Origin of the sequence: Flavobacterium sp. 2755 (assembly GCF_031455715.1) — a bacterium.
Lineage (GTDB): Bacteria > Bacteroidota > Bacteroidia > Flavobacteriales > Flavobacteriaceae > Flavobacterium.
The window spans coordinates 52518-70503 of record NZ_JAVDTG010000001.1; the positions used below are offsets into that span (position 1 = coordinate 52518).

The following is a 17986-nucleotide window of genomic DNA, read 5'->3' on the forward strand; positions in this document are numbered from 1 at the left end:
CTTCCTTTTTTATTTTCTTTCCACTTTTCAAGTAACTATTGTAAAAAATAAGGTTAAAAAAGCAACCTTTTTGTCAGTCTATTTGGCAATTCTATATCACTTAATGCAAATAATTTTACAATAGCAGAACAATTAGGTCTAATTATAAATCATAAAAAAATGGAATTAACTAAAGAACAAAAGGTTTTAGAATCTATTGTAAAAAAAGCATGGAGCGATCCGGTGTTTAAGGACAATTTAATAAAGGGTCCTGTCGAGACAATAGAAAATTTCTTAGGACATCCAATCCATTTACCAGAAGGTAAAACGATAGCCTTTGTAGATCAGTCCAGTTCTTCTACAATTTTTATTAATATTCCTGCCGAACCAAACATGGAGGATGTGGAATTAAATGAAGAGCAATTGGATATAATTTCAGGAGGAACCGCTGATCATACGCCGCCTATTATTGTGAGTGCAAGTAATTATACCCCAGGTATTTTTGGTTAAAAACAAATACCGCAGGATAATTAACGTGAAATAAAAACGTATGTGCTCACTATGAACATATGCGTTTTTTTAATTTAAAACTACTATTGTGAAAATCTTGTTTACATATTTATTGCTTTTTTTATTTCTGGTAAATGGAACAGGTCTGGATGCACAAACAAAAGTGTTATCTAAACCTGCCGTAAAACATATTCCTGAAAATAAACAAACGGCTGATAGTTTATTAAACGTTGGAGAAAAATACCAAAATGCCGGGAAGTTTTTAGAAGCAATGTCTTTATTCGAAAAAGGTTTAAAGATCTATCAAAAATCAAACAATCAAAAAGGTATTGGAGACAGTTACAATAAAATAGCAACAAACTACTATTATCAGGGAGATTATTTAAAAGCCCTTTCTTACTTCACAAAATGCAAAAAAACTTATGAAAAAGCCAATTTTCATAAAGGAGTTGCCGCAGCATTAAATAATATGGGAGCTGTTTATTATTACTTGGGCAATTATCCAAAGGCATTGGACTTTTACAGCCAGGTAATCAAAATTCAGAAAAAAATAGGCGACAAAAAAGTCATTGCTGCAGCTACACAAAACATTGGAGGAATATACGTTGATATTAGAGATTATTCTAATGCGATGGTTTATTCTCAAAAAGCCAATGCCATTTACCGAGAATTAAAAGATTCCATAGGAATTTCTCATAACTTAAATGGAGCAGGTAAAATTTATATGATGCAAAAAGAATATACAAAAGCTAATGATTTTTTCAATCAGGCTTTAGCTATTGCAGATAAAATAGACGACAAACAAAAAACAATAGAAGTACTTTATAATTTGGGAGAACTTTTTAATACTCAGGGTGATCTTTCCAAATCCTTATCCTATTATAATCTTTGTTTAGCCTCTTCTCAAAAAATAAACAGTTTACAATATATAAGCATTACACAAGTAGCAATTGGAAACATACTAAATAAACTTGGTAAAAGCGATAAAGCACTCAAAAAATGCAAAACAGGCCTTGATATTGCAGAAAGCCTGGGAGCATTATCTGTTAAAAAAGATGCCTGCAAATGTCTTTACGAAATTTATAAAGCAAGAGGCAGCAATAATCTGGCACTTAATTACTACGAAAAATCAAATGATTATAAAGACAGTTTACAATCTGAAGAAACTTCGAATAAAGTATTGAATATGGAGTTTCAAAAAGCAATGTTGATTGACAGTATTGCCTATGTTACAAAAGTGCATAAAATTGATCTCAAACATAAAGAAGAAGTTCAGAACAAAGAGAAACAACGAAACTTAATCATTATCTCTCTTGGATTTATCATATTGATTACAATCGCTCTATGGAACAGGTTAAATTATGTTAGAAGATCCAGAAAAGCATTAACAATAGAAAAAGACCGTTCTGAAAAATTACTGCTCAACATTCTGCCAGAAGAAATAGCCGAAGAACTAAAAGAAAAAGGCTTTGTAAATGCCCGCGATTTTAATTTGGTTTCTATTCTCTTTACTGATTTTAAATCTTTTACACAGACTGCCGAAAAAATGACGCCGCAAAATCTTGTTGAAGAAATAAATGTGTGCTTCAAAGCATTTGACTTTATCTCTGATAAATACAACATCGAAAAAATTAAAACCATTGGAGATTCTTATATGGCTGCGGGCGGCATTCCTAACCCAGATAAAAATTCATTAAAAAACATCGTTTCTGCCGCATTAGAAATGCAGGAATTTATGATTCAGAGAAAAATAATCAATATAGCTGCAGATGTACCGGCTTTTGAAATGCGTTTGGGTATTCACGCCGGGCCTATTGTAGCGGGAATCGTAGGAGTAAAAAAGTTTCAATATGATGTTTGGGGCGATACAGTAAATACAGCAAGCCGAATTGAAAGCAACGGAATGGTTGAAAAGGTAAACATTAGCGAATCATTATACAATTTAATCAAGGACGAAGAATCTTTTGTGTTTGAATACCGCGGGAAAATTTATGCAAAAGGCAAAGGAGAGATCAAAATGTATTTTGTCGAGAAAAGCGCTGTATCACTGGTAAATACTCCTATCGTATTAGATCACAGCTATATATAAACAATGTTTTGTCAGTTTTTTTGGCATTTTTATAATATTTTGAAGGACTAATTTTACATTATACAAAAGGAAACAAATCATGGAACAGAAAAAAGAAGAAGAGGTTTTACGATTGGTAATTTCTAAAGCCTGGGAAGATTCTAATTTTAGAAAAAGCTTAATTGCTGATCCTATAAAAGCAATCGAAAATCTAACTGGAGCTAAAATTGTATTACCCGAAGGAAAAACACTTGTTGTAAACGATCAGACAGATAAGTCTAAAGTTTACATGAATATTCCAAGCGAACCCAACATAGAAGATATTGAACTAACAGAAGAACAGTTAGAGATTATTGCAGGAGGCGGACAAACAGTTTGGATTGATTTAGTTAATAATTTATTTCCTGCCTTAAAAGATTACATCATAGTTTAAAATAAAAGGGCAAATTAAACAGTAACCCTGTTTAATTTCTAAACCGACCCTCTTACATACTTTAAATCAACGATTTCTATTAATCAACTTTAAAATTTATTTATCATGGAATTTACACAAGAACAAAAATTTTACGCACAGATCGTACAAAAAGCATGGGAAGATGCTGAATTTAAAAAAGAATTAGTAGCAAACCCAGTAGCTGCAATTGAAAAATTTACAGGTAAAAAAATGAATTTACCAGCAGGAAAAACATTAGTAGTAAAAGATCAAAGTGATGATACTGCTATTTATATCAATATTCCAGCTGCTGCAAAAAAAGAGGCAGATACAGAATTAAATGAAGAACAGTTAGAGGCAGTAGCCGGCGGTGTTATTGACGGAGGATGTTTCCCACCAGATTTTCCAGGCGGAATCTGGCATCCAACTCCAACATTCCCAACAGACCTTCTTATCTAAATAAATTAACTAATCTAAAATATTATATATCATGGAATTTACACAAGAACAAAAGCTGTATGCAGAAATCGTACAAAAAGCATGGGAAAATGCTGAATTTAAAAAAGAATTAATAGCAGATCCAGCAGCTGCAATTGAAAAATTTACAGGAAAAAAACTTGATTTACCAGAAGGAAAAACTTTAGTAGTAAGAGATCAAACAGATGAGTCTGTAGTTTACATCAACATCCCTGTATCAACAAAAACAACTGTAGATGCTGAATTAAATGAAGAGCAGTTAGAGGCAGTAGCCGGAGGAACAGCATTAGATGTATTTCTTCCTAAGTTACCTTTTCCTATCTTAACTACAGGACCATTTATTCCAATTTTAACAACTATCTAGTATTAACTTCTAAATCTAATTAAGATGATAACAACGCAAGAACAACAAAAAAGAGGTGTGGAGTTAATGAAAACTCTAGTAGAAAAAGCATGGGAAAATGCTTCATTTAAAGAACAGCTGCTAAATAATCCTATATCAGCAATTAAGGAAGCTACAGGCTCAAATTTTACTTTACCAGAAGGTAAAAGACTTATTGTAGAAGACCAGACAAATGATTCTGTACTTTACTTAAATATTCCTGTTAAACCAAATTTAGATGAAATGGAATTAACAGACGAACATCTTGAAATGATTTCAGGTGGAGAATTTGTAGTAGGAGCAGCAATTGGTCTTGGTTTCGCAGCAGTAGGATTATTTGCAGCGGGAGTAGCCATTGGTCAGGCAATGAATTAATTAATTTTTAAATCTAAGTAAAATGATAACACAAGAACAACATATAAAAGGGCAGCAATTGATTAATGAATTAGTTGAAAAAGCATGGGAAAGTGCAACCTTTAAAGAGCAATTAATTAAAAATCCTTCAAAATCAATTGAAGATATAACTGGACAAAAAGTTCAGCAAAATCTAAAAATAGTAGTTGAGGACCAAACAAACTCTAACCTTGTATACTTAAACATTCCGGCTAGACCAAATTTAGACGAATTGGAACTAACAGATGAGCATCTGGAGCAAATTTCTGGCGGAGAATTTATTGTAGGCGGAGTAATTATTGGAGTAGCTGTAGGTGCTGCCCTTTTAGGAGCAGGTATCTATGTAGGTTCACAAATGTAATAAGTTCATAAAAAATCTGACACTAGATGCATTAAGATATTTTATCTTTTCTGTGTCAGATTTTTTTTCTATAACCATTAAATTATATTAAAGTGAATAAGGTAACCCCATTTTTTTTCCTGTTATTCGGATTAATATTAATTCCGATAAGCATAGCATTTACCAATACTACACTTCAGTTAGTTGTGTTGGCATTTTCTGTTTTGTTTTTAATTTTAAGTATTTTTATGTTCATAGGGCAGTTAAAAAGAAGAAAGCAATAATTTGATCATATTATTTTCATGTTCTATTTTTTGAAATGAAATAGGAATCATCATCAATAACTATATATAAACACACTTGTTTAAATATTCAACACTTCGTTTCTCCTACTCTATTTTATTACACTTAAAATAAGTATTCTCAGACTTTTTGTTATAACCCGTAGTTTAAACACTTTGCATCAATCTTAAATAAATGTTTACATTTCATTGTATCCTATTTTATGTGAAAAGTATTTAAACTCATAAAAAAAAATATTATGTTCACAGATATTGAAACCAAGAAAAAATTAAAAGGTTTTGCTGATTTAATTCATCCAGTTACTATTGATAATTTTGTTGATGAATATTGGGAAAAACAAGTTTTACATATTAAACGTGATGATCCGGAATTTTTTTCATCCTTATTTTCTATTGATGATTTAGACAAACTTTTAGAATACAGCCGTCCCAGAGGAAGTAGTTTAAGAGTAGTAAAAAGCCAGCAGCCACTGAACCCAACTATATATGAAAACCAAGACGGGAGCTTAAACTTAAATCAGCTTTATGCCGCTTATGCAGACGGTTATACAATTGTTGTAAACGAAATTCAGCGTTTTTGGGATCCAATTAAGGCAATGATTCAAAACACGCGTGCATTTACGAGCCACAATGCCGTTGCAAATTTATATTTAACTCCGGAAAACGAAAAAGCCTTATCTCCTCATTATGATTCTCACGATGTTTTTGCATTGCAAATTTCAGGTGAAAAACATTGGATCGTATACGACGATACTCATTTTAAAACTCCATTGCTACATAGTTTTCAGCCTATTTTTCAAAGAGAACAACTTACCGGCGCCAGAGAAATTACTTTAAAGGCAGGAGATATTATGTATATTCCCAGAGGAGTTCCTCATGAAGCATATACTACAGATAGTTCTTCAATGCATATTACTTTTGGGGTTCATTCTACGCAATGGCTGGATTTAATTACAAAGTCTTTATTGCATTTAAGCCAAACCAATATAGAATTAAGACAGGCACTTCCAATAGGTTTCCTTAATTCTGATATTGATGCTGTATTACCGCCAAACTTTGAGGTAGACTTTATTGGAATTCTGCAAAAAGCTTTAACCAGAGAAAGTATCAAAGGATCTTTAACCATAATTGGTGAAGAGTTTAGAACAAAAGAACAACCAAAACCAGATGGACATTTTTCTAATTTAGATAAATTAAATCATATTACTCTTGATTCTCAATTAAGAAAAAGAGATAATATATCATCAAAAGTTACCAATAATGTGAGTGGTGCAAGAATTTTGTTTCAGGGAAATACCATAAAAGGTCCTTCGCAAATTGCCACAACATTAGATTTTATTTCACAGCAAGAAGGAGCTTTTTATGTAAACGAAATTCCTTACCTGAGTGATGAAAACAAATTAAAACTGGCAAAAAGACTTGTAAGAGGAGGATTGCTGAAAATTGTTTCTTAATCCTGTTTTTTTTTACATCTACATATAATTAAAGACTTCTCATATTGTTTGAGAAGTCTTTAATGTTTATAAAGCAAACTTATCTAAATCAGCTTATTATTTGTAGCATATGCAATCGCTTCTGTAATACTGGTTACCTCCAGCCTTTCAAACAATTTTCTGCGGTGAAATTTTACAGTATCCGGAGAAACAAATATTTCATCGGCAATTTCGTTTATCGTAAAACCTCTTGTAGAAAGCTGCAAAATTTCTTTTTCCCTTTTTGATAAAGAAACTTTTTTAGATTCTTCCCAATGGCCTTTATCCAGATTATAGTTGTGCACTTTATTCTCGCCGTTTTTATGAATTTTAATATTTCCCGCCTTACGTTCAGATGATAACGAAATAATACAGATCGCTTTCCATATTTTTCCAGTATTGGTTAAAAAAACCGGAGTAAGTTTCTGGTTGATTAAGATTAACTTTCCTTCCTGGTTTTTTAAATGAAAATCATAAGAGATCGTATAGAGAATCCTCTCTTCATGCGGTATTTTTTCATAAAAATCAAATCCAACAGAATTGACTTTTAATAATAACTCCAGATCTGCTGGAGGAACATGTTTGAAATAAAAAGCATATCCCATTTCCAAAACTTCTTCTGCCGTATTTCCACATAAAAACAGCGGGTTATCTGAAACAAACTCAAATCCTTGTTCCAAATAATCTATAACGTAAATACTTGTATATGTTGCTCTAGCAAAAGCCTTAATAGGTTCTAAATAATCATTTTTTTGAGCTCTCTCTTCCTCTGTCAATCCTTCAATTATATTTCTGGAGTCAAAAAATGAATTTAAATCTGGTTCTTTCATCACACCTTATTTTAATCCAAATTTAACTTTTTTTTATTATGTCTGAAAAAAATTACAAAGATCTTGCATAATAATAACATTAAAACGTATTGAATCTCAATTTGTTATTATGTTTTTATGTCTGTAAAGGCCATATAAAATTCTGTTTTTATCTAAAAAAAACGACTCATTTATCTTCATTAAACATTTTTTCTTCTTTGCATTTTAACTAAAAAAAGTCGCTGCTACCCTAAAGTGTAGTTTATTGATTTACAATAAAATACCACTATTTAGTGTAGTAAAATTATGATATATGAAAATTAGCTTTGTTAAGAACCAACGAACCAAAGAACTCATGATTATAACTCAAAATTACCTAGAAAGACTAGAACTGGACCAGCTGAGTGAATTAGCTAAGTTTGTAGTCGAAGAGAACTTCAGTCATCATTGTGAAGATGTAAATAGTAATGAACTTGTAACAGACACTCAGGAAGTGTATGATGAAGAATTAAATTATTTTAAAGATTCTGAAATTTTCGTTGCAAAAGATTTTTCAGGAAATATTCAGGGATCGATCAGGGTCATTAAATGGGATTATAAAACAAAACTTCCTCTTCAGAAAATTTTTAATATCGATCCGTTAAGCGTCTTCGGTTATTCTGACCAATTCTCATCCATTTGGCATATTGGGCGATTTGCAACTAAAAAAAACCTCAAGGATAAAACCCTTTTTAAAAAATTAATGGTTTGTGCCATTGCTCCCATTTGTGAACAAAAAAATGGTGTTGCCTTTGCCGAGTGCGACAGCAAACTATTAAGAATTATGAACCTAATGGGAATAAAAGCTCAGGTTATAGGAGCTTCTGTTCACTATCTGGGTTCTGAAACTATACCTATAGCATTGAATTATGACGGCTTAAAAGAGTTTTATAATAACAATAAAAATTTCGTAACCTCCTTCTCAATCGATAAAATATCTCATAAATCCTTTAAAAAGAGAAAGTATCACTCCCAAGCATGTTAATTCTTCCTCTTAAATAAATTAAGATATAAGCCAAAATCACTATACCCCAAAATACTGCACATTACAAGACCCAATTAAGATTTTTCAAATTATTGATTAACCGTTAATTCTATTACAATCATGAATGAAATGATAAAAAATACCACAATAGATTGGTCTTCTCCAGATATTTTGAACCAGATAGTTCAGAATATTAAAAACCCGTTAGAAAACATTATTGAGGCCAGCAAGCCCAGTATAACAGATACTAAAACACAAAGTGAAATTATTTTTTCGAGCAGCAAACAAATTAATGACCTGATTGATGAAATTTTAGATGGAATCAAATCTAAATCTGTAAGCCTGACAGTTCAGGGACGTCCGGAAATTTTTGACATTTATGAATCTAATAAAAATGTTCAGGAATTGTGTATAAACAAAATTAATCCACAAAAAGTGACAAAATTAGATCAGGACTGGCTACTGAATTTAGAAAAAGAAATTTACAATTCTATTAGCCAAAATGATATGAACCTTTATGAACTGTCGTATAAAATGGCAGTAAGCGAAAGACAACTGCATCGAAAAATTGCAAATTTAGTTTACCTCACACCCAATAAGTACATCCGAATATTGAAACTTCATAGAGCTAAATATATGATCGATAATTATATACAAAACTCAATTTCACAAATAGCCTATTCTGTTGGGTACAACGATGTACATTATTTCTCAAAATTGTTTTCGTATCAATATGACATTTCACCTAAAGAATTAATAAATTCTTTACGGTAAAGCATTATTTATCAGCATCATAAACTCCAAACAAAATATAAATTTAAGACTAAATAAAATGATTTTAACAGAAGAACAAAAAAAGGGTCAGGATGTTTTTTTTAGGATAATTACAGAAGCCTGGGTAAACGATGATTTTAAAAAATCATTAATTACAAACCCCGAAGAAACATTAGAAAAATTTTTTGGTAGAAAGTTACCAATCGGGAAAAAGATCAAAGTGACAGACCAGTCTGATCCCGAATATCTGTACATCAACATTCCTATCAAGATGCAGCAAAAGGATCAGGAATTGGACGAAAAAAAACTAGACAAATTAAGCGGCGGAACTTCTAATCGCACTAGTACTACTAATGACTACGAAGGTTTATATGATTCTTTAGGGAATATATATAAATAGAATTTTCAGGTGTCAGAAATCACAGATTCTTTGTCTTAATCAACAAACGAATTACAAATAAATTAGTATAACCTTAAAAAAAATAAAATTATGAAAAGAGCACTTTTTTTCTTAGGTCAGTTTAATAACAGAGATGTAGAATGGTTCATTAACAATGGCCAGAAAATAGAATTAAGAAACGGCGAAAAACTTATCCAGAAAGGCAATTTTATTGATAGTCTATACATCGTGTTATCAGGTCAATTATCTGTATGTGCAGAGAATGGTGATAAGCAAGACATTGCAACATTAGGATCCGGAGAAGTTGTTGGCGAAATGTCTTTTTTAGAAACAAGACCGCCATCCGTTTCTGTAATTGCCAGAAAAACATCAGTAGTTTATAAAATATCCCGCGAAGTGATAGAACTGCGACTTACAACAAACCCGGATTTCAAAGCTAATTTTTATTATGGTTTAGCCTTATTCCTGTCGAACAGATTAAGAAAAACAACAGATCAGTTAGGCTACGGAACGGCGGAAGAAGAAGATTTAATCGATACAAAAATACTAGATGGAGTTGCTCAGGCAGGTTCCCGTTTTGGACAGATTTTGCATCGATTTTCGGAGGCATAATAAAGTATAAATTTTAAGACCAAATTTTAAATGAGATTATACTATTCCTTTTTTGCAATATGGATTGCTGCTGTTACTAATTTACAAAGTCAGTCTAAAATTAAATGTGATTTAATTGAAATTTCAAGCATAGCATTTGATAAAAGCCCCAATATTAAAAGGACTTTTTATGCGATAGAAAATGCCGAAGGAGAACTTCAGGTACAATGGAGCACATTTGATTTTAATTTGAATTCTGGACTTTCATACAAAAACAGCAGACTGAATCTCTACGATGCAGATCCTAGAAATCAATACATTGAGAGATCACTGAAATCAAATTCAGTAGATTTTTCTGCCGGATTGCAAAAAAGATTTAGGACATCGCAAATTGCCGAAGTAAGTTTAAGATATCTCTATAATGACAGCAATTTTCCGCTTAATACCTTCAATGAGTTTGTTGGTCAGTTTTATGGAACTCATACCGGAGTACTTAATTTCTCCTTAACCCAGCCTCTTTTAAGAGGACGAGGAAAAAAAGTAGCAACAACCGGAGAGCAGGTTGCAAGTCTTTATATCGATAAAAACAAATTCGATTCTGAGTTTACAAACTCCTATGAAATCCTGCAAATTGGCATCGCTTATTGGAATTATTATACCGCATTTAAAAGCCTCGATGTTTACGTACAAAACGAAAGCCGAGTAAGAAACGTTCTGGAAATGACCAGAGAATTAATAAAAGCCGATAAAAAACCGGAGAGCGATATGGCTCAGGTAAATGCCGATTTAACGAATCAGGAAAGATTGACGTTTGTTGCTCAGCAAAATTTATACAATGCAAGATTAAATCTGGGAAGAGCAATAGGTTTATCTGATGAAGAAAGTCAGGAACTCGGCGATCCGGTAAATGATTTTCCTGCAGTTGCAGAAAGCGGTTACAAGCAAAATATCAATAAAAGTGCACTTATTAAAAGTGCCAAAGACAATCGAGGAGATTTAAAAGCCATACAAAAAGTTACCGAAGCTGTAGAGCTTCAATATCAATTAGCCGAAAATAATTTGAAACCTCAGCTCGATTTAACTGGTTTTGCCTATTACGGCAGCACAAGTGTGGGAAATGGAGTCGACAAAACATTTTCCTCGTTTGTAAACAATCAGGGGCAAGATGTTGGTGTGGGCGCAAAACTGACTTTTTCATTTGCTTTAAACAATAACCTTGCAAAGGGAAATTATGCAATTAATAAAATTGCAGTAAAAGATCAGGCCGTAATAAGCGATAATACCAATCGAAACGTTGATTTAAACGTAAATATGGCGCTTAATAATCTAAACAATAGTGTCTTAATTCTTGAAAAGGCAAAAGAATCTATGGGATTCCATAAAGAAGCTTTTGACAACGAAAAAATAAAATTTCAAATGGGTTTAACCACACTTTTGAATTTAATGTTGTTTCAGGAAAGATTCACGTATTCAGAATTAGAATATCTAAATGCAGAGCAGCAGTTTTCAAATGCAATAGTAAGCCTCAGACACGAAACAGGAACACTTTTATCTAAAGAAAAGTCCAGTTTTAAAGTCGATCAAAATGTATTTTATACTGTTCCAACTATAGAAAATTAATAAAAATTAGAAACTATGTCAGCAAGTTTTTTCAGAAAATCAGCGTTAGAAAAGCTTTCTACACCAGAAAAGTTAGATCAATTAATTAAAGTTACAGGACCAAAAGCCTGGATCGCTTTAACTACAGTTGCAGTAATATTATTTACGGCAGTTTTATGGTCTTTTGCAGGTACCGTAAAAACAAAATTAGATGTAGTTGGCGTAGTACAAGGCGGCGATGTTCATGAAGTTGTAGCCACTTCACAAGGGCAGTTAGTAGAACTAAAAGTAGCCATTGGTGACGATGTCAAAAAAGGAGACATTATTGCCACGATAAAACAACCGGAATTGCTGCAGCAAATAGAAGATGCAAAAGCTGTAGTCTCTGACCGAAAGTTCGAAATGGGAAAATTAGCCTCTTACGGAAATCAGGGAACACAATTGCAGAGCGAAATGATTAAGCAGTCACGTGTAAGTATTCAGGGCGAAATTGAATCTGAAAAAAAGAAACTGGCGTTTTTAAACAATCAATTAGAATCTGAAACTAGTTTAATAAGCAAAGGTTTAATAACAAAATCTGAAGTTGCCAATACCAAACAGCAAATAGAAGCGTCAAAAAATACGATTGAACGATTAAAAGGTCAAAAAGTAGAAACCCTAAACCAACAGCATAATTTAGGTTTTGATTTACAGCAGAAAGTAACATTGCAAAACCAAAGAATTGCAGAAGCAGAAAGAAATCTACATTTCCTGACCGAACGATATGATCAGCAAAAAAATATAAAAAGCCCTTATGACGGCGAAGTAGTTGAAGTTTTAACCGATGCCGGAATTGTAGTAACCTCAGGAACACCTTTATTTAAACTCAAAAACCTGGACGAAACAAAATTAAGCGAGCTAAAAGGCATTTTATACATTCCGTCACAAGATGGAAAAAAAATACGAAAAGGCATGGAAGCTTTAGTAGTTCCATCAACCGTTCAGCCGCAGGAATATGGTTTTATAAAAGGAAAAGTAACTTATGTTTCTGATTTTCCTGTTACACAGCAAGGTATGCTGACTTCTGTTAAAAACGATCAGCTAGCAAAAGGACTTTTGGCACAAGGCCCATTATTTGAAGTTCATGTTGATTTTGAAAAAGACCCAAAATCATACAGCGGCTTTAAATGGACATCGGCAAAAGGGCCGGATATTTTTATAAAAGAAGGTACTTCATGCATGGGAAAAGTAACCATAAAACAAGAACCTCCTGTGACGATAGTAGTTCCCGCATTCAAGAAATTTTTTGATTTATATTAATAAATACAAATGGGAGATATTGCAAATTTTGTTATTGAAAAACAAGCCCGGCCAGTTAAGGTTCCAACTGTATTACAGATGGAAAGCGTGGAATGCGGCGCAGCAGCTTTAAGTATTATTTTAGGTCATTTTGGTAAATTCGTTCCTTTAGAAAAATTAAGAATAGCTTGTGGTGTTTCCAGAGATGGGCTTAAAGCAACTAATATTATTAAGGCCGCTAAAGAATTTGGATTAGACGCAAAAGGATATGCTAAATCTATTGAAAAGCTAATGCAGATTAAAACGCCTGCTATCATTTTTTGGAATTTTAATCACTTCTTAGTACTCGAAGGTTTTACCAAAAAAAAGGTATACTTAAGCGATCCTGCCCAAGGAAGATACTCTGTAAGCCATCAGGAATTTGATGACGCTTATACCGGAGTCGTTTTGACTTTTGATCCTAACGAAAGTTTTGAAAAAGGAAATGAGAAAAAAGGACTTATGGGGTCTTTACTTTCAAGAGTAACCAGTTCTAAATTAAGCATAACTTACATCATTATTGCCAGTTTATTTTTAGTAATTCCGGGTTTAATAATTCCTTCGTTTCTTACCGTTTTTATAGATAAATATCTGGTCAACAATTTTTCTGGTTTTGTAATGCCGTTATTGTTGATAATGGGCGGAATCTTAATTATTAATTCGGTTTTAGTATATCTTCAGCAATACTTTTTACTCAAGCTCGAAACAAAATTAGCCTTAGTTACTTCCAGTAAATTTTTGTGGCATGTTTTTCATTTACCAATTGCTTTTTTCACACAGCGTTACAGCGGCGAAGTTGGCAACAGGGTTTCTTTAAATGATAAAGTTGCCAAATTATTAAGCGGTGATTTAGCTAATGCAGCCTTAAATGTTATAGTGGTCATTTTTTATGCGATACTAATGTTTTCTTATGATGTTACGCTGACCTTAATCGGAATTTTTATGGCCGCATTGAATATCATCATCTTAAAATGTGTGGCCACAGCCAGAAAAGACGGAAGCCGACGATTAAGTAACGAAACCGGAAAATTGTTAGGAACAACTACTTCTGGAATCAGCATGATTGAAACCTTAAAAGCATCCGGAAGAGAAAATGATTTTTTTACCAACTGGATTGGATATTTGGCCAAAGTTATGAACGCACAGCAAGAACTGGGCTGGTTAACTATTCGATTAAATGTTCTTCCTAGTTTGATCACATCATTAACAAATTTCTTAATTCTGGGAATTGGAGCTTTACGAATTATGGACGGCGAAATGACCCTTGGAGCATTAGTAGCCTTTACTTATTTGATGAACAATTTTATTACACCCGTTAATCAATTGGTAACCGTAGGTAATACGCTGCACGAAACAGAAAGTGACATGGGCCGAATAGATGATGTATTGAATTATGAAATTGATAATCAGTTTAGAGAAAAAGAATCCAATCAAAACTCACAGTCCGATCATAACGAAATTCCTAAAAACAAACTGATTGGGTATTTTGAAATGAAAGATGTCACATTTGGGTATAACACAACAATGCCGGCATTAATAGAAAATTTCAATTTAAAATTAAAACCCGGAAGCAGAGTTGCCTTAGTAGGAGGTTCCGGAAGTGGAAAATCAACAGTAGCCAAAATTGCTTCGGGACTTTATGATCCGTGGAAAGGTGAAGTTTTATTGGATGGAAAAAACAGAGAAACCATAGCAAGAAACATTATTACAAGTTCATTAGCCGTAGTCGATCAGGATGTTATTGTATTTAATGGCACAATTAAAGAAAACATCTCTTTTTGGGATTCTATGATTTCAGAAAAACACATTATAAATTCTGCAAGAGATGCGGCGATTCACGATGTTATTTCTGCCAGAAGTGACGGTTATGATAGTCATGTAATGGAAGGCGGAACCAATTTTAGCGGCGGACAGCGTCAGCGTATAGAAATTGCCAGAGCCTTATCCGGTAACCCGACTATCTTAGTTATGGATGAAGCCACCAGCGCCCTTGATCCAACTACTGAAAAAACGGTAATGGATAATATCAAGAAAAGAGGCTGTACCTGCCTTATTGTAGCGCACAGACTAAGCACTATTATTGATTGCGACGAAATAATAGTTATGGAGTTTGGAAAAATAGTCGAACGTGGTTCTCATCAGGAATTGCTAAAACAAAATGGCGTTTATGCACATTTGATCGAATCAAAATAAATTTAATACCATGTCAGTGAAAGAGAAAATACATATAGGCGTTGAAAATCCATTGGTTCTAAATAGTACAGACAGTTTCTGGATGGTTATTTCGGGTGAAGTAAATGTGTTTCATACTAAAATTGATGAAGACGGAGAATATCTATGCCCTTTAAAATTCCTGTATGCTGCAAAACAAGGCGAATTACTATTTAGTTTATTACCTCAGGATTGTACCGAAAATATTAGATTAATCGTTTATTCGAATGAAGCTAAATTACTGGCAATTCAAAAAAGTGACCTTTTGAATATTGATCCTTTCTTTTTGAAAAATCTGATCAATAAATGGATATCCAAAACATCTTCTGAATTAAATTTTCAAAACGCACCAAGAGTCTATACTGCGCTTGATGATTTTAATATCATAAATTTAAAAGAAAATACGATTGCATATCCTTCACACGGCATAAACTGGGTAAACTTAAATCGTGGAAGTCTTTCTGCCTTTTCATCTGATATTGTTGTGAATTTTGATGATACTTCTAATTTTCCAATTCCGGTATCAAATAAATTATGGGTAAAATCCCTATCTGACCAAACAGAAATTAAAATACTAAGCACCAGAGAAGTTATCGAGGAAGAAGTTAATCTTTTGATTTCTTTAGAAAAAATACAATCCTACTTTTATACGCAGCTTGCTAGAACAATAGAAAACAATAGTATTTTTGAAAACGAACATTTTAATGCTAAACTTGTCAGTGAAGAAGATGAGTTAAAAAACACGCTAGAAAAAATAAAATCTATAGTAACAGGCAGTAAAAAAAGTATACCGCATGTAACCGCTTCAAAACTAAATAAGCAAAGTGTATTATATTCAACATGTCAGGTTATTGCAGATCACAGCCAATTTAAATTTGAAGAACCCAAACATATTGATGCAAACGAAACCAGTGCAAAAAACCTCCTGTATGCCATTGCGAAAAGTTCTAAAATAAGAGTCCGAAAAATTATTTTAAGAGATGCCTGGTGGAAAGAAGAAAACGGGCATTTACTGGCCTTTACCAAACAAAAAAACGAACCCGTTGCGCTTATACAAAAAACATCGAGTTCTTATTTAATAAAAAATTTAACCGATGGCTCTGAGTCAATTGTCAACAACGAAATAGCAGACTCTTTAGAACCAATTGGCTATATGTTTTTTTCTGGATTCGATGTAAAAATGGATTCCATGAAAAAGGTATTAAATTTTGCTATGAATGGCGTTAAAAAAGATGCCAAATTATTAATTCTGGCTTCATTTGCAGGAAGCCTGATTGGGTTGTTAATCCCTATTTTATCAGGAGTTATTTTTGATGATGTTATTCCTACCGCAGACAGGTCTATACATTTAGAAATTTTTACTATCATGATCATAATCGCTTTGGTAACAGCCGGACTTCAGCTTGCACAAGGCGTATTGCAAATGCGGGTAGAATCAAAGTCCAGTATTAACCTTCAGGCAGGTGTAATGGATTATATATTGCGATTACCTGTAACTTTTTATAAAAAATATACCGCAGGAGATCTTACCAATAGAGTTTTGAGTATCAATTCGATACGACAAATACTTTCAAGCACCTTAATGACGGCAGTATTAAGCGGAGCATTCTCCTTCGTAAATCTAATCCTTCTTTTTTACTACGACTCTAGTTTAGCCTGGATTGGTGTAGGTTTAGCTGTAATCGCTGTTGTTTTTATGATAACTATGGGCTGCTTAAAATTAAAATACGATCGGGAAGTTTCTAAATATCAGGGAGAAATTCAGGGTTTTCTTTTTGAATTTTTATCGGGAATAAGCAAAATAAGAATAACAGGCGGAGAACGAAGAGTTTTTACGCTGTGGGCAGAGAAATTTTCAAAACTAAAACAACTAGGATTCAGTTCAGGCAGTTATCAAAATTTTGTTGAAATTTTCAATAGCTCCTATCCCCTGTTTACCAGTATTTTCTTTTTCTCTTTCATCTATTACAGCGTCCTTAATCCTGCAGCTCCGGGAGCAAACATGATCTCTGTAGGTTCATTTATGGCATTTATTACTGCTTTTAATAAATTTTTAGGAGATAGTTTAAGATTAAGCATGGCATTTATAACTTCCTTAAATGTTATTCCGCTGTATGAAAGGGTAAAACCAATTTTAGAAGAAGAAGCAGAATCTATGGATCAGAGTATTGATCCGGGCGAATTGGCTGGAGATATTGAAATGAATTCCGTTTCGTTTAGATACAACGAAAATCAGCCTTTGATTTTAAAAAATATTACTTTCAAAATTAAGCCAGGCGAAATGGTTGCTTTTGTTGGCCCTTCGGGTTCCGGAAAATCAACTATCATGAGACTGCTTTTAGGATTTGAACATGCTGAAATGGGTTCTATATATTATGATGGAAATACTTTTGACACCATGAACAAAGAGCTAGTTAGAAGACAGATTGGTGTTGTACTTCAAAATGGAGCATTGATGGCCGGCAGCATTTATCAAAATATTGTCGGGAATTCTGAATTAACCTTAGATGATGCATGGGATGCCGCTCGTATGGCCGGAATGGAAGAAGATATTAAGAATATGCCAATGGAAATGCACACTCTTGTTAGTGAAGGTGCTGGAACGTTTTCTGGCGGACAAAGACAACGACTTATGATTGCAAGAGCCATTGTGCATAAACCAAGATTACTGTTTATGGATGAAGCCACAAGTGCTCTCGATAACAGAACCCAAAATATTGTAGCCGAAAGTTTAGACAAACTTCAGGCTACACGTATTGTGATCGCACATAGATTAAGCACCATAAAAAACGCAGATCGTATTTATGTTCTGGACCAAGGAGAAATCAAAGAATGTGGCACTTATGAAGAGTTAATGCAGCAAGATGGCATATTTACACAACTGGCAAAACGCCAAATTTCGTAA

At 33.2% G+C, this 17986-nt stretch carries 17 protein-coding genes; 16 read left to right on the plus strand and 1 reads right to left on the minus strand.

The genetic code is table 11. From position 1 onward, the window contains the following. Positions 1 to 159: 159 nt before the first annotated feature. The 8 genes from J2Y38_RS00150 to J2Y38_RS00185 all read left to right on the plus strand — a co-directional run bounded on the left by J2Y38_RS00150 (position 160) and on the right by J2Y38_RS00185 (position 6338). Positions 160 to 489, plus strand: a complete 330-nt coding sequence (locus J2Y38_RS00150) for a hypothetical protein (RefSeq protein WP_309838409.1) — start codon at positions 160 to 162, stop codon at positions 487 to 489. Positions 490 to 577: 88 nt separating this feature from the next. Further along, entirely contained in the window at positions 578 to 2578 is a 2001-nt protein-coding gene (locus tag J2Y38_RS00155) for an adenylate/guanylate cyclase domain-containing protein (RefSeq protein WP_309838411.1), read from the plus strand. Positions 2579 to 2657: 79 nt separating this feature from the next. Continuing rightward, positions 2658 to 2990 (plus strand): NHLP leader peptide family RiPP precursor, encoded by a 333-nt coding sequence (locus tag J2Y38_RS00160; RefSeq protein WP_309838412.1) that lies wholly within the window; start codon positions 2658 to 2660, stop codon positions 2988 to 2990. Positions 2991 to 3095: 105 nt separating this feature from the next. Beyond that, positions 3096 to 3449 (plus strand): NHLP leader peptide family RiPP precursor, encoded by a 354-nt coding sequence (locus tag J2Y38_RS00165; RefSeq protein ID WP_309838414.1) that lies wholly within the window; start codon positions 3096 to 3098, stop codon positions 3447 to 3449. Positions 3450 to 3480: 31 nt separating this feature from the next. Next, positions 3481 to 3831 (plus strand): NHLP leader peptide family RiPP precursor, encoded by a 351-nt coding sequence (locus J2Y38_RS00170; RefSeq protein WP_309838416.1) that lies wholly within the window; start codon positions 3481 to 3483, stop codon positions 3829 to 3831. Between the two features lie 24 nt (positions 3832 to 3855). Beyond that, positions 3856 to 4224, plus strand: coding sequence for an NHLP leader peptide family RiPP precursor (locus J2Y38_RS00175; protein ID WP_309838418.1), 369 nt, complete (start codon positions 3856 to 3858; stop codon positions 4222 to 4224). 22 nt (positions 4225 to 4246) lie between these two features. Further along, the gene (locus J2Y38_RS00180; protein ID WP_309838419.1) at positions 4247 to 4603 is read left to right on the plus strand and encodes an NHLP leader peptide family RiPP precursor; all 357 of its coding nucleotides are present in this window, start codon (positions 4247 to 4249) and stop codon (positions 4601 to 4603) included. A 520-nt stretch (positions 4604 to 5123) separates the two neighbouring features. After that, positions 5124 to 6338 (plus strand): JmjC domain-containing protein, encoded by a 1215-nt coding sequence (locus tag J2Y38_RS00185; RefSeq protein WP_309838421.1) that lies wholly within the window; start codon positions 5124 to 5126, stop codon positions 6336 to 6338. A gap of 83 nt (positions 6339 to 6421) precedes the next feature. Here the strand turns inward: J2Y38_RS00185 and J2Y38_RS00190 are convergent, their stop codons facing one another. Then, a complete protein-coding gene (locus J2Y38_RS00190; protein WP_309838423.1) occupies positions 6422 to 7186 on the minus strand; it encodes a helix-turn-helix transcriptional regulator in 765 nt (254 codons plus the stop codon). A gap of 292 nt (positions 7187 to 7478) precedes the next feature. Between J2Y38_RS00190 and J2Y38_RS00195 the strand changes: the two genes are divergently transcribed. The 8 genes from J2Y38_RS00195 (at position 7479) to J2Y38_RS00230 (ending at position 17986) form a co-directional block, all read left to right on the plus strand. After that, entirely contained in the window at positions 7479 to 8189 is a 711-nt protein-coding gene (locus tag J2Y38_RS00195; RefSeq protein ID WP_309838424.1) for a hypothetical protein, read from the plus strand. Between the two features lie 129 nt (positions 8190 to 8318). After that, positions 8319 to 8963: a helix-turn-helix transcriptional regulator gene (locus tag J2Y38_RS00200; protein ID WP_309838427.1), complete on the plus strand. Its 645-nt coding sequence runs from the start codon at positions 8319 to 8321 to the stop codon at positions 8961 to 8963. A 58-nt stretch (positions 8964 to 9021) separates the two neighbouring features. Further along, positions 9022 to 9363 (plus strand): NHLP leader peptide family RiPP precursor, encoded by a 342-nt coding sequence (locus J2Y38_RS00205; RefSeq protein WP_291150215.1) that lies wholly within the window; start codon positions 9022 to 9024, stop codon positions 9361 to 9363. Between the two features lie 90 nt (positions 9364 to 9453). Further along, complete coding sequence (locus J2Y38_RS00210) at positions 9454 to 9975, plus strand: cyclic nucleotide-binding domain-containing protein (RefSeq protein ID WP_309838430.1); 522 nt, start codon at positions 9454 to 9456, stop codon at positions 9973 to 9975. 30 nt (positions 9976 to 10005) lie between these two features. Next, a complete protein-coding gene (locus tag J2Y38_RS00215) occupies positions 10006 to 11574 on the plus strand; it encodes a TolC family protein (RefSeq protein WP_309838432.1) in 1569 nt (522 codons plus the stop codon). Between the two features lie 15 nt (positions 11575 to 11589). Next, positions 11590 to 12852: an NHLP bacteriocin system secretion protein gene (locus tag J2Y38_RS00220; protein WP_309838434.1), complete on the plus strand. Its 1263-nt coding sequence runs from the start codon at positions 11590 to 11592 to the stop codon at positions 12850 to 12852. A 9-nt stretch (positions 12853 to 12861) separates the two neighbouring features. Further along, positions 12862 to 15063: an NHLP family bacteriocin export ABC transporter peptidase/permease/ATPase subunit gene (locus J2Y38_RS00225; protein WP_309838436.1), complete on the plus strand. Its 2202-nt coding sequence runs from the start codon at positions 12862 to 12864 to the stop codon at positions 15061 to 15063. 16 nt (positions 15064 to 15079) lie between these two features. Then, entirely contained in the window at positions 15080 to 17986 is a 2907-nt protein-coding gene (locus J2Y38_RS00230) for an NHLP bacteriocin export ABC transporter permease/ATPase subunit (protein ID WP_309838438.1), read from the plus strand.

Coding starts and splice junctions, on each gene's coding strand:
- J2Y38_RS00215 (WP_309838432.1), top strand. CDS start 10,006: ATGAGATTATACTATTCCTTTTTTGCAATATGGATTGCTGCTGTTACT.
- J2Y38_RS00150 (WP_309838409.1), top strand. CDS start 160: ATGGAATTAACTAAAGAACAAAAGGTTTTAGAATCTATTGTAAAAAAA.
- J2Y38_RS00220 (WP_309838434.1), top strand. CDS start 11,590: ATGTCAGCAAGTTTTTTCAGAAAATCAGCGTTAGAAAAGCTTTCTACA.
- J2Y38_RS00170 (WP_309838416.1), top strand. CDS start 3,481: ATGGAATTTACACAAGAACAAAAGCTGTATGCAGAAATCGTACAAAAA.
- J2Y38_RS00165 (WP_309838414.1), top strand. CDS start 3,096: ATGGAATTTACACAAGAACAAAAATTTTACGCACAGATCGTACAAAAA.
- J2Y38_RS00205 (WP_291150215.1), top strand. CDS start 9,022: ATGATTTTAACAGAAGAACAAAAAAAGGGTCAGGATGTTTTTTTTAGG.
- J2Y38_RS00200 (WP_309838427.1), top strand. CDS start 8,319: ATGATAAAAAATACCACAATAGATTGGTCTTCTCCAGATATTTTGAAC.
- J2Y38_RS00185 (WP_309838421.1), top strand. CDS start 5,124: ATGTTCACAGATATTGAAACCAAGAAAAAATTAAAAGGTTTTGCTGAT.
- J2Y38_RS00190 (WP_309838423.1), bottom strand. CDS start 7,186: ATGAAAGAACCAGATTTAAATTCATTTTTTGACTCCAGAAATATAATT.
- J2Y38_RS00175 (WP_309838418.1), top strand. CDS start 3,856: ATGATAACAACGCAAGAACAACAAAAAAGAGGTGTGGAGTTAATGAAA.
- J2Y38_RS00160 (WP_309838412.1), top strand. CDS start 2,658: ATGGAACAGAAAAAAGAAGAAGAGGTTTTACGATTGGTAATTTCTAAA.
- J2Y38_RS00195 (WP_309838424.1), top strand. CDS start 7,479: ATGAAAATTAGCTTTGTTAAGAACCAACGAACCAAAGAACTCATGATT.
- J2Y38_RS00180 (WP_309838419.1), top strand. CDS start 4,247: ATGATAACACAAGAACAACATATAAAAGGGCAGCAATTGATTAATGAA.
- J2Y38_RS00225 (WP_309838436.1), top strand. CDS start 12,862: ATGGGAGATATTGCAAATTTTGTTATTGAAAAACAAGCCCGGCCAGTT.
- J2Y38_RS00210 (WP_309838430.1), top strand. CDS start 9,454: ATGAAAAGAGCACTTTTTTTCTTAGGTCAGTTTAATAACAGAGATGTA.